This is a genomic window from Flavobacterium sp. (assembly GCF_025352425.1).
Classification (GTDB): Bacteria; Bacteroidota; Bacteroidia; order Flavobacteriales; family Flavobacteriaceae; genus Flavobacterium.
The window spans coordinates 1-11,942 of sequence record NZ_JANXTI010000085.1; the positions used below are offsets into that span (position 1 = coordinate 1).

10 protein-coding genes are annotated in these 11,942 nt (G+C 36.2%); 4 read left to right on the plus strand and 6 right to left on the minus strand.

What is annotated here, in order from left to right:
- The coding region (locus Q0Q99_RS10875) for a T9SS type B sorting domain-containing protein (protein ID WP_293895645.1) at positions 1-203 on the plus strand (203 nt) is incomplete at its 5' end.
- 384 nt (positions 204-587) lie between these two features.
- Here Q0Q99_RS10875 and Q0Q99_RS10880 read toward each other — a convergent pair.
- Positions 588-1,784 carry a pyridoxal phosphate-dependent aminotransferase gene (locus tag Q0Q99_RS10880; protein ID WP_293895648.1) on the minus strand — a complete coding sequence of 399 codons (1,197 nt, stop codon included), beginning with the start codon at positions 1,782-1,784 and terminating at the stop codon, positions 588-590.
- Between the two features lie 156 nt (positions 1,785-1,940).
- On the opposite strand from Q0Q99_RS10880, the gene Q0Q99_RS10885 reads away from it, so the two are divergent.
- A complete protein-coding gene (locus tag Q0Q99_RS10885) occupies positions 1,941-3,269 on the plus strand; it encodes an aspartyl protease family protein (protein WP_293895651.1) in 1,329 nt (442 codons plus the stop codon).
- Between the two features lie 29 nt (positions 3,270-3,298).
- Here the strand turns inward: Q0Q99_RS10885 and Q0Q99_RS10890 are convergent, their stop codons facing one another.
- Positions 3,299-3,733 carry a DUF1573 domain-containing protein gene (locus Q0Q99_RS10890; protein ID WP_293895654.1) on the minus strand — a complete coding sequence of 145 codons (435 nt, stop codon included), beginning with the start codon at positions 3,731-3,733 and terminating at the stop codon, positions 3,299-3,301.
- A gap of 291 nt (positions 3,734-4,024) precedes the next feature.
- On the opposite strand from Q0Q99_RS10890, the gene Q0Q99_RS10895 reads away from it, so the two are divergent.
- Positions 4,025-6,655: a valine--tRNA ligase gene (locus tag Q0Q99_RS10895; RefSeq protein ID WP_293895657.1), complete on the plus strand. Its 2,631-nt coding sequence runs from the start codon at positions 4,025-4,027 to the stop codon at positions 6,653-6,655.
- Positions 6,656-6,709: 54 nt separating this feature from the next.
- Here Q0Q99_RS10895 and Q0Q99_RS10900 read toward each other — a convergent pair whose 3' ends face one another.
- The 4 genes from Q0Q99_RS10900 to Q0Q99_RS10915 form a co-directional block, all read right to left on the minus strand.
- Positions 6,710-7,129, minus strand: a complete 420-nt coding sequence (locus tag Q0Q99_RS10900; protein ID WP_293895660.1) for a nucleoside-diphosphate kinase — start codon at positions 7,127-7,129, stop codon at positions 6,710-6,712.
- A gap of 69 nt (positions 7,130-7,198) precedes the next feature.
- The gene (locus Q0Q99_RS10905) at positions 7,199-8,371 is read right to left on the minus strand and encodes a T9SS type A sorting domain-containing protein (protein ID WP_293895663.1); all 1,173 of its coding nucleotides are present in this window, start codon (positions 8,369-8,371) and stop codon (positions 7,199-7,201) included.
- A 103-nt stretch (positions 8,372-8,474) separates the two neighbouring features.
- A complete protein-coding gene (bshC, locus tag Q0Q99_RS10910) occupies positions 8,475-10,067 on the minus strand; it encodes a bacillithiol biosynthesis cysteine-adding enzyme BshC (RefSeq protein WP_293895665.1) in 1,593 nt (530 codons plus the stop codon).
- A 14-nt stretch (positions 10,068-10,081) separates the two neighbouring features.
- Positions 10,082-11,032, minus strand: coding sequence for a hypothetical protein (locus Q0Q99_RS10915; protein WP_293895667.1), 951 nt, complete (start codon positions 11,030-11,032; stop codon positions 10,082-10,084).
- 128 nt (positions 11,033-11,160) lie between these two features.
- On the opposite strand from Q0Q99_RS10915, the gene Q0Q99_RS10920 reads away from it, so the two are divergent.
- A partial coding sequence (locus tag Q0Q99_RS10920) for a cysteine desulfurase family protein (protein ID WP_293895670.1) occupies positions 11,161-11,942 on the plus strand: 782 nt, incomplete at its 3' end.

The window sequence follows — 11,942 nt, forward strand, 5'->3', positions numbered from 1 at the left end:
GCTTGGGCGATCAACTGGCAGCCAGAATCTACATCTTTGACCGTTACGGGAAATTACTGAAACAAATCAGTACACAGGGAGCAGGATGGGATGGGACTTATAACGGGCATCTAATGCCATCAGATGATTACTGGTTTACTGAGGATTATGCTGAAGGCGCCGTAACCAAACAATTCAAAGCGCACTTTGCGATGAAACGATAGTAATTGAATTATAAATTATAAATGAAAAGCCTTGGTTTAGCCGAGGCTTTTTTATGTCCTGCATGCATCAATTAATTAATGCGGATAAACCAAAGAGTTTATGCGGATAAACCAATCAATTAATGCTGATAAACCGATTGGTTTATCAGCATTAATTTTATTAGGGTTCAAAAAGAAGCAGTAAGGTTACATTAGCCCCGATAGGAGTGGAAATCCTGACATTGCGTATGACAATTATGATATGATTGTTTCGTGCCTCGCAATGACAGATTGTAGCGGATAGCGGGAGCAGTGTCGTAAAGAAATACAAAGGTTATGCTCCTAAAAAAGAAAAATCCCGCCAAGGGCAGGATTTCAGTGAAGTTTGGGTATACAAACTATAAATTATTTTTTATTATATACTTCTAATGCATCTTTTAAAATTGCTACCGAACGAATTAAATCATCTTTCTTTAAAACATACGCAATTCGGACTTCATCTAAACCAACATTTGGGGTAGAATAAAAGCCTGCCGCGGGAGCAACCATTACTGTTTCTTTATTATTGTCATAGGATTCTAAAAGCCATTGTGCAAAATGGTCGGCATTCTTTACAGGTAGCTGCGCAATGCAATAGAAAGCGCCCTTTGGTGTTGCTACCTTTACACCTTCAATTTTTTGTAATTCGGCAATCAAAGTATCTCTTCTTTCCTTGTACTCTTCAATTACATCATCAAAATAACTTTGTGGTGTATCTAAAGCGGCTTCACTGGCAATCTGGGCATATGTTGGCGGACTTAATCTTGCCTGCGCAAATTTCATTGCCGTTGCCATTACTTCTTTGTTTTTGGAAACAATGCATCCAATTCTTGCTCCACACATGCTGTATCTTTTGGAAACAGAATCAATCATAATGGCGTTTTGTTCTATTCCGGGAACATTCATTACAGAAAAATGCTTTTCGTTTTCATCATAAATAAATTCCCTGTAAACTTCATCAGCAATTAGAAATAAATCATGTTTTTTAACGATTTCAGCCAGTTGCAAGATTTCTTCTTTCGAATATAAATAACCTGTTGGGTTTCCCGGATTGCAAATTAATATCGCTTTTGTTTTTGGTGTAATCAATTTTTCAAAAGCAGCTATTGGAGGCAATGCAAAACCTTCATCAATAGTCGAAATAACGGGTACAACCTTTACTCCGGAAGCTGTGGAGAATCCATTGTAATTTGCATAAAAAGGTTCAGGAATTATGATTTCATCATCAACATCCATGGTGCTTCCCATGGCAAATAATAAGGCTTCTGAACCGCCCGTTGTGATAATTATATCCGCAATGTCAATTGGCAAACCATGTGACTTGTAATACGCAGAAAGCTTAGTTCTGTAACTCTCAAATCCCGCTGAATGGCTATATTCCAGAACCTTTATATCTGCATTTTTTACGGCATTTAGTGCTACATCAGGTGTTTTAATATCAGGTTGACCAATGTTTAAATGGTATACTTTATGGCCTTTCTTTTTAGCAATTTCTGCATAAGGAACCAGTTTTCTAATTGGAGACTCAGGCATTTTTTGCCCTTTTAATGATATTTTTGGCATGACAACTTTAATTTGTTTCGCCAAATCGCTGGCGCTAGTGTGTCTGCAAAATTGCGATTTTTTTAATTGGTAAACAATTCATACCACTATTTATAATTCTCAAAAAATCCAATTACCATAAAATTATTTTTTATTTTTAGTGCAAAATCATTTGTAATGCGTTTAAAGCCACTATTATTTTTTCTTTTTTTTTCTGTTTATACTTTTAGTCAATCAGAATTTCAAATAAACAATTTAAAAAATAAAGTTGTTATCCCTTTTAAATTCATTAATAATCTAATTTTTATTCCGGTTAGTATCAACGGAGAAGAGTTAACTTTTTTATTAGATACCGGTGTTGAACAAACCATTCTTTTTAGTTTAGACGAAAAAAACGAAGTCAAACTTTTTGATGTAGAGAAGTTAAAACTAAAAGGATTGGGTAGTAAGGACGCAATTGATTCCTATAAATCGTCCAGAAATAAAGTGGAAATTAATGACTTTGTCGATTATAACCATGAAATTTACATTGTTCTCGACCAAGAGTTCAATTTTTCCTCTCAAGTAGGTATTCCGGTAAACGGAATTATTGGCTATAATTTTTTCAAAAATCATATCGTTGAAATAAATTATGACAAAAAAAAAATCACCGTATACAACCATAGTCACAAAAAAATAAACAGCAAACTTCAAAATAAATTCATCAAAGAGTCAATAACGATTGAAGATAAAAAACCCTATTGCATTTCAAACATTAAAATGGGCGAACAAACCATTCCTTCAAAGCTTTTACTGGATACAGGAAATAGCGATGCTGTTTGGGTATTTTTAAACAAGACAGATAAAATTAAACTACCAGAAAAGAATATTCAAGACTATTTGGGCAGAGGATTTAGCGGAAGTGTTTTTGGCAAAAGAGCTAGATTGAATTGTTTTGAGTTTGGCAAGAAAACATTCGATTTTCCTTTAATAACTTTTCCCGATTCGACTTCTGTAAAAAGTGTAAATTTTGTTCCAAATAGAATGGGTTCAGTGGGAAGCGAAATTATTTCAAGGTTCACAATTGTATTTGATTATTTAAATAATGCCATCTATACAAAGCCCAATAGCCAGATAAACTTACCATTCCATTTTAATATGAGTGGAATAGAGGTAGAACATTCCGGGCTTGAATGGGTAAAAGAAACCCTTGATGAAAAACAGAATCAGGGAATAAAAGTATTTACCGACGCAAGTGAGGAAAACCTTCAAAACAGTTTAAAGATTCGCTTTACACTAAAACCTATTTTCAAAATAGCAAGCGTTAGAGCCGGTTCAGAAGCCGAAAAAGCGGGGCTTAAAATGGGAGACAGAATTCTTAAAATAAACCACCAACTATCTCACGGTTATACTATCGAAATGATAAATGAACTCCTAAAATCAGAGGAAGGAAAAACTATCGAAATGGAAGTGGAGCGAAATAACAAAACCTATAAATTCAAATTCCAACTAAAAAAAATAATATAAAAAAAATCCCGATTTAATCGGGATTTTTTTTATTGCATCATCGGACTTGTTTTCTTTTTCTCTAAGAGATTCACGATAGGCTTCTCAATAACTTCTCCTTTAATTTTTATAGCTACGCGGCCTTCCTCAACATTTACGGCATTACTTTCTACCGTAATCGTTTTTCTTATTGGCCCGGTGTGCATATTGTATTTTACATCAATCTTTCCGGTTTTTCCCGGTGCAATGGGTTCTGTTGGTTTGGATGGAACCGTACAGCCACAAGTTGATTGCACATTAGTAATAATCAAAGGAGCATCGCCCGTATTAGTAAACTCAAAAGTGCGAAGACCGCTGTCATCGTCTTTATTCACCGTTCCATAGTCAATGGTGTTGTCTTTATCCTTGAATTCAATTTTTGGGCCTTTTTGCGCAAAAACCGCAGCATTCATCAAAAGCACAGTCAAAAGTAGATATTTTTTCATGGGTCAGATATGTTATTTGGTTTGTAAATTTACCTTGTTTAAATTAATACACAAAAATTTAATTCTTAATTTTTTCTAAAGTCTTTATTATTACTTTTGCAGTCAGTTAACAAAAGGCATGCCAAAAGGAATAGGAGCGGATGGCTTGGGATTTATCAGTTATCCATTTTCCCGCTTTTCGGGCTACCCCGAAGCAGCGGGGGTAGCCTCTTCAATCGGGGCTAAAAGACAAACGCATCGCATTTTTGTAATTTAAAAAGCTAACAATCTAAGAAGTCTAACAATCTGAATATGTCGATTCCCGCCCAATTTAATGCCGCAGCAGTAGAAAAAAAATGGTACGACTACTGGATGAAAAATAACTATTTTCATTCAAAACCCGACCATAGAAAACCGTATGCCATTACCATTCCGCCACCAAACGTGACTGGAGTTTTACATATGGGGCATATGTTGAACAATACAATTCAGGATGTTTTAATTCGTCGTGCGCGGTTAAAAGGATTCAATGCCTGCTGGGTTCCGGGAACGGATCACGCTTCTATTGCGACAGAAGCTAAAGTTGTAGCAAAGTTAAAAAGCGAAGGCATCAACAAAAATGACTTAACTCGTGAAGAATTTCTAAAACATGCTTATGCCTGGACAGACAAATACGGTGGAACTATCTTAGAGCAATTAAAGCAATTAGGCTGTTCCTGCGATTGGGACAGAACCAAATTCACTATGGATCCTGATATGTCAGCATCTGTAATAAAATCGTTTGTCGACTTATATAATAAAGGATACATCTATCGCGGTTACCGCATGGTAAATTGGGATCCGGAAGCGAAAACAACCTTGTCTGACGAAGAAGTAATCTTTGAAGAAAGACAAGGAAAGCTATACTTTTTAAAATATCAAATCGAAGGAACATCCGATTTTCTAACTGTGGCAACTACGCGTCCGGAAACCATTTTCGGAGATACGGCTGTTTGTATCAATCCAAATGACGAACGTTTCACACATCTGAAAGGAAAAAAGGCAATCGTGCCAATTTGCAACAGGGTAGTGCCAATCATAGAAGATGAGTATGTTGATGTTGAATTCGGAACAGGTTGTCTTAAGGTAACACCTGCTCACGATTTGAACGATAAAACATTGGGCGAAAAGCACCACCTGGAAATCATTGATATTTTTAACGAAGATGCTTCTTTGAATTCTTACGGATTGCATTACCAAGGAAAAGATAGATTCGTGGTTCGCGAAGAAATTGCCAAGGAACTTGAAGCAATGGGAGCGTTAGCCAAAACAGAATCGCACCTGAACAAAGTTGGAACTTCGGAAAGAACCAAAGCCGTAATCGAACCACGTTTGTCCGACCAATGGTTTTTGAGCATGGAAGAATTGGTAAAACCAGCCATCAAAGCGGTCTTGGAAACCAAGGAAATTAAATTATATCCTTCCCGATTTGATAATACCTATCGTCATTGGTTAGAAAATATCCGCGACTGGAATATATCACGCCAATTATGGTGGGGCCAACAAATTCCCGCTTATTTCTATGGAGATGGTAAAGAAGATTTTGTTGTTGCAGAAAATATTGATGATGCGTTAGTATTAGCCAAAAAAGTGACTGGAAAAGATAATCTAGCTAAAAACGATTTACGTCAAGACGTTGACGCTTTAGACACTTGGTTCTCATCATGGTTATGGCCAATGGCTGTTTTTGGTGGAATTATGGAACCAGAAAACGAAGATTTTAAATACTATTATCCAACAAATGATTTGGTTACAGGTCCGGATATTTTATTCTTCTGGGTTGCCCGAATGATTATCGCAGGTTATGAATATACGGGCGAAAAACCGTTTTCTAATGTTTATTTAACAGGTTTGGTACGTGATAAACAACGCCGGAAAATGTCTAAATCATTAGGGAATTCCCCTGAACCATTAGAACTCATTGAAAAATTTGGTGCCGATGGCGTTCGTGTCGGATTGTTACTGAGCGCTTCTGCTGGAAACGATATCATGTTCGACGAGGAATTGTGCAACAACGGAAAGGCATTCGCCAACAAGATCTGGAATGCTTTTCGATTGATAGAAGGCTGGGATGTTGCAGATATTGATCAGCCTGAAAGTTCTAAAGTTGCTATTGAATGGTATGAAGCTAAGTTGCAACAAACGTTAGTAGAAATTGAAGATCATTTCGAAAAATACCGTTTGTCTGATGCGTTGATGTCAATTTACAAATTGGTTTGGGATGATTTCTGTTCGTGGTTTTTAGAAATGATAAAACCTGCCTACCAACAGCCAATTGACAGAGCAACATTCAACAAAGTAATTGAAATGTTGGAAGCCAATTTAAAATTACTTCATCCGTTTATGCCTTTCCTCACGGAGGAAATTTGGCAGCACATCGCAGCCAGAACTCCGGAACAAGCATTGATTATTGCTGAATATCCAAAGGTAACTTCATTTAACGAAGAACTGATTTCTGATTTCGAATTCACTTCTGAAGTTATTGCGGGTTTGAGAACCATCCGTAAAGAGAAAAACATCGCTATGAAAGATGCTATCGATTTGAAAGTGGTTAACAGCGAAAAGGTTTCGACTTATTTTGACAGCGTAATTATGAAACTTGGAAACATCGTTTCTTTAGAATATATAACAGAGAAAATTGACGGCGCATTGACTTACAGAGTAAAATCTAACGAATACTTTATTCCCGTTTCTGGGAATATTGATATTGCTGCCGAGATTGCGAAGCTGACTGAAGAATTAAAATACACACAAGGCTTTTTACGAAGTGTACAGGGAAAATTATCAAACGAGAAGTTTGTTGGCGGTGCGCCCGAAAAAGTCTTGGAAATAGAACGAAAAAAAGAAGCTGACGCATTGGCGAAAATTGCCACAATAGAGCAGAGTATAGCAAGTTTGAAATAAAAAAAATCCCACTCTCTAAAGTGGGATTTTTTATTTGTCCAATCTTTTCTTTAATTAAAACTGCTCTCTTCCAGCAAAGTGGAAAGCACTTTCAATAGCGGCATTTTCGTCGCTGTCAGAACCGTGAACTGCATTTTCACCAACTGAAGTCGCGTATCGTTTTCTGATTGTTCCTTCTGCAGCTTGTGCCGGATTTGTAGCTCCGATTAATGTTCTGAAATCTTCAACAGCATTGTCTTTTTTCAAAATGGCTGCTACGATTGGTCCACGTGTCATGAATTCTACTAATTCTCCGTAAAAAGGTCTTTCAGCGTGTACAGCGTAAAATGCTTTTGCATCAGCCACTGTTAATTGTGTTAATTTCATTGCTACAATTCTGAAACCACCTTCAGTAATCATATTTAAAATTCCACCGATGTGTCCGTTTTCAACACCATCAGGTTTAATCATTGTAAATGTTCTATTCGTTGCCATTTTTTTTGTTTTTATTTAATTTGGGTGCAAAAGTAAACCTTTTATACCATTATAAAAACGGAACGACTATCAATTCTTAATAATTTTTTGCACAGTAAAGTCCAAGCCGGATTTAATTTTCACAAAATAAACTCCGCTACTTAATCTAATTCCGTCTAATTGGAATTGCATGGCATTTGGAGTAAAGCTTTGAATCAATTTTCCTGTAACATCATAAATTTCTACGCTATCAATGGTAGTTGTATGAGAAAGATTCCAAAAAGCTATAGTTGGATTCGGATAGATTTTTACTTTCGAAATAGAGTTCTCCGGGTTGGATAACGTATTGGTAAACGTGTAATTACCACTGCTTTTTTCAAAAGTAATGTTGTACGTTCCTGCAGTCACCGGAATATTAGCCCCATCCTGTGTTCCGATACCGTTAGGGAAATTAGCTGATCCCCAATTGGTTATCCACAGATTGTCTTTCCTGAATTTCGCTTCTCCATCGGTCATGCTGAGTGACGATATACTGTAATTAAATCCATCCGTCGTTGTTAAATCAATATCCTGAGCGGTAAATCCACTGAGTGCTGTACCTAAAATCCCTACACTTGGATAAGCGAAACTATACGCTCCTGTATTTTTGTTATAGGTCACAAACCATTCGCCTCCGGTAACTTGAATCGATGGGCCTCCATGAACAGCAGTGCCCGTTGGAAAAGCAGTGCTTCCCCAAGTGTTTAAATTGTCATCATTAAAACGAAAATAAGCCGTACCACTACTAAAAATAAATCCGGAAAGTGTGTATGTAATTCCATCCGTAGTCACCATATCCACGTCTGGACCACCAAAGCCATTTTGTGAATCTACCGCAGGTCCCCATATTCCTATTTGCGTGAAGCCAGAAGGGATAAAAGTATATGTTCCATTGCTTCTGTTAAATGTAACATCATAAGTACCAGCTTGTGTCATGATGTTGGCACCGCCCTGAACCGCAGTCCCCATAGGCCAGTTACTGTTTCCCCAGTTAATTGTCCAGTCATGATCCTGCCTGAACTTTAATCCGGTTGTTGCCGGATCAGTAGCTGTTGTTAACACTACATTGTTTTTGGTATAGGTAATATTGTCGGTAGTAGTAAGATCTGTATCAACACTCCAACTTCCGGAAGGGCTAGTACTTCCAATCATTGAAATCACCTGACTATAATTGATTTGTGTACACAATAATAACATATAAATTAAGGGTAATTGTTTTTTCATAACAGTTTGATTTAAATTAATGCAGATTAAATGTAGACCAAAAATTCTACAAAATGTTGAGCCAGTCAAACGAAAACGTTTTCGTGTTGAAAACTTTACTGAATTAAAGAAGAATTATCGTAAAGTTGGACTCTAATGGCTTTAATTCCTGAAATATTTTTTCAAAGAGTTTGCCATTTACATCCAAATAAAACTCGGAGAAATTTGCTTTTCGCTCCTGTAATCCTTGGTTGGGAAAGAGTTCGTTTTGTAATAAAATAACTTGCTCCAGTTTTTCGGCGTGAACTCTTTTTTCCGCTTTCAGCAATCGTTTTTCTAGATTTTCTAAGCCTTTTAGCTGCTTGGTTTGTTGGGCATTCACTGCACCAATAAAAGATTTGTCTGTTTGATTAGCGATTAACACTAACTTATCAAACTGTACTTTCAAATGTTCTTTTTGCTCTGAGAAATCTACGTTGAATTGAGAAAATTCTTTTATCTTTTTAGTAAACAACTCTTGTTGATTGCTAAATAAATCTGCCCACGAAAGGTTTAACTTGTCCGCTTTTTTGATTTGTTTTTCCGTCGCCAGCAAAACCGAATTACGTATCAAAAGTATTGGGAAAGTTACCTGGTTAGCTTCAAAAGTAGATTGTAACTGAAGCCAATAGCTTATTTCTCCACCACCACCAATGTAACACAAATTGGGTAGAACGATCTCTTCATACAAAGGGCGCAGAATTACATTTGGACTAAATTTTTCAGGATTGTTTTCCAGTAATTCAAAAATTTCTTTCTCGGAAAAAACAAGATTGGTATTGTTAACTTTATACAGATTTTCTTCAAATAGAACTCGTTCCCTTAAATCGTCTTCTATATAAAACAAATTGATTTCCCGAGGGTTTACCTGAATTTCATAGTTAGTCTCTAATATTGAATTTGTTTCTGTTACCTTTAGGAAAGACGTTTTATTTGTCAATTCATTTTTGACATAAGGGATGAATAGTTGCTTTAACGTTTTATCGTCACCGTCAAGAATAACCAAACCTTTGTCTCCAAACAATTCGTTAGCTAAATATCGTGTAGCATCAGCCAGATTGTTATGTTTCAGATAACTATTTTTGAAAAGTTCTTTTAAATACTCAGCATTAACACCAATGCCTAATTCTGAAGCAAAAACTTCTAAAACAACTGCCAGTCCTTCTGTTGATAACCTTCCAACCGGGCCATGGCTTTCCTTATTCCAGCTGATTTTTGCATTTTTAAAATGGAAATAATTGATTTCTTCAAAATCGTGATCTTCGGTCGCCATCCAATAAATCGGGACGAAATCATAATCAAGGTGTTCTTTTTTTAGCGTTTCACAAAGTTTGATTGTGGAGACAATTTTATACAAAAAATACAATGGACCAGTAAATAAATTTAGTTGATGACCCGTTGTTACTGTATACGTTTTTGAATTGGATAAAAGGGAAATATTAGCTTGTGTGGACTCTGAAATGTGAAAACCCTTGTATTGATTTTCAAGAGCAGCAACCAAATTTTTCCTATTTTCTAATGGATAGTTTTGTGCCTTTTCTACCAGCTGACTTTTAAAGTTTTCCAAGGTTGGAAAGCGATTGTAAAGCGATTTCAATTCGGGTTTCTCGTCTAAATAATCTACAATTAATTTAGAGAAATATCCGGATTTTTGATAGCTAATACAGTCAGTCGGCATGATTGTTTGATAAATTAATTGGTTATCAAAGTTCCAAAAAGATAATCGTTACCTAATGAAAAATCACTATTTCCTTTCTTCAAAGTTACGTTTTTCAAGCGTATAGTGTGTTGAAAACCAGTCCCTAAAGTTGTTGTACTTACTTCAATTATTCCGCTTGTTGCGGCAATACCATCTATGGCATCCCATTGTTGGGTTAGTGTTGGAGTAACGGGAATAGTAGCAGAACAGAAATAGGCGTCCGTTATTGTTCCTGAATATAATCGGTAGGATAATTTATTGCCGGAATTAATCAACGCAGTTCTTGGAGTTGTCGTTACTTCATTAGCAAATAATGCAGCATAATCGGCGACATCTAAAGTAAAAACTTCCCCACCACTAAAGTCATAAATTTTTGTACTACAGGCGCTTTTATCAACTTCGTGATTAAATCCAAAGGCTAAAGGATTTACCATCATGACATAATTTCCGAAAGTAAATGTCTCATATACCTGCGGCCCGCTTGGCTTCTGAAACGTAATATTTTTAAAAACGATATTATAGGTATAGCCGGAAATTCGGGTGGAATTGTCAGTTGCATTTGTCGACTTAATTGCTGTAGAAGTAATTTGAATTGTTCCCGAAGTTGCATGCCATTCTTCTTTTAAATTTGGTGTAGCATCAGGAACTGTTGGGCAAATATTGGATGAAGTTACATTGCCATCATATTTTCTGTAAGTTACCTTGTTGGTTGAATTTATAGGCACTTCGATTGGTGATCCATCAACCGTTTGGTCATTAGTAAAAGTTGATGCCGGAATTTCAATAAAAAGCATTTCAGCACCTTTAACTTTGTAAATGACATTTTTGTTACTGCATTTTTGGGCAGCTACTTCAGAAAAATCGATAACATCCACGGTTAAATTTCCATCGTCACAGGCGGTAATAAACAGTAGCAATGCGAGTATGCATAAAATTTTTTTCATTGGAATAGTATAATTTTTAAGCAAAAATATGTTTTTTATACTATTAAATTTGCCTTTTATCATTTAATTAAGAGCAGTACTTTTATATTTGCAACTCGAGACCGGAAGGTCGAACTCTACAAAGTAAAATGAAAAAAATATACCTTGATAATGCCGCAACAACACCAATTCGTCAAGAAGTTATTGATGAAATGGTGAAAGTTATGCAGTCAGAGTATGGGAATCCTTCATCAACACACAGTGTAGGCCGAAGTGCCAAAGCTATTATTGAAACGGCAAGAAAAACGATAGCCAAATATTTGCATTGCAATGCACAGGAAATAGTTTTTACATCTACCGCAACCGAAGCTACTAATTGGATTTTGAGAAGTGCCGTTAAAGACTTTCGCGTAAAACGAATCATTACATCTAAAGTCGAACACCATGCTACTTTGTATACAGTACAGGCTTTGCAGGAAGAATTTGGTGTAGACGTGGAATTTGTAAATGTTTCCCACGACGGAACATTAGATTATAATCAATTTTCAGCTTTACTTGACAAAGATGTTAAAACGATAGTTTCCTTAATGCACATAAATAATGAAACCGGAGTCGTGAATGATATTGAAAAGATAGGAGCGATGTGTCACAAGAATAAAGCCTTGTTTCATTGCGATACCGTGCAATCTATCGGAAAAACCGACTTTAATTTACAGGAATTACAGGTTGATTTTTTAGTTGCCAGTGCTCATAAGTTTCACGGGCCAAAAGGTGTAGGCATTTTATATATCAATGAGAATGTACGTATCAAACCCTTTATTCACGGCGGATCGCAGGAACGTAATATGCGTGCGGGTACAGAAAATGTTTATGGTATTGTAGGTTTTGCAAAAGCTTTTGAAATGTCAATGACCAATCATGAAACTGACAG

Excerpts from the sequence above, each read along its gene's own strand:
- Q0Q99_RS10890 (WP_293895654.1), bottom strand. The coding sequence starts at position 3,733 with ATGAAAAAATATCTACTTTTGACTGTGCTTTTGATGAATGCTGCGGTT.
- Q0Q99_RS10880 (WP_293895648.1), bottom strand. The coding sequence starts at position 1,784 with ATGCCAAAAATATCATTAAAAGGGCAAAAAATGCCTGAGTCTCCAATT.
- Q0Q99_RS10900 (WP_293895660.1), bottom strand. The coding sequence starts at position 7,129 with ATGGCAACGAATAGAACATTTACAATGATTAAACCTGATGGTGTTGAA.
- Q0Q99_RS10915 (WP_293895667.1), bottom strand. The coding sequence starts at position 11,032 with ATGAAAAAAATTTTATGCATACTCGCATTGCTACTGTTTATTACCGCC.
- Q0Q99_RS10905 (WP_293895663.1), bottom strand. The coding sequence starts at position 8,371 with ATGAAAAAACAATTACCCTTAATTTATATGTTATTATTGTGTACACAA.
- Q0Q99_RS10885 (WP_293895651.1), top strand. The coding sequence starts at position 1,941 with ATGCGTTTAAAGCCACTATTATTTTTTCTTTTTTTTTCTGTTTATACT.
- bshC (WP_293895665.1), bottom strand. The coding sequence starts at position 10,067 with ATGCCGACTGACTGTATTAGCTATCAAAAATCCGGATATTTCTCTAAA.
- Q0Q99_RS10895 (WP_293895657.1), top strand. The coding sequence starts at position 4,025 with ATGTCGATTCCCGCCCAATTTAATGCCGCAGCAGTAGAAAAAAAATGG.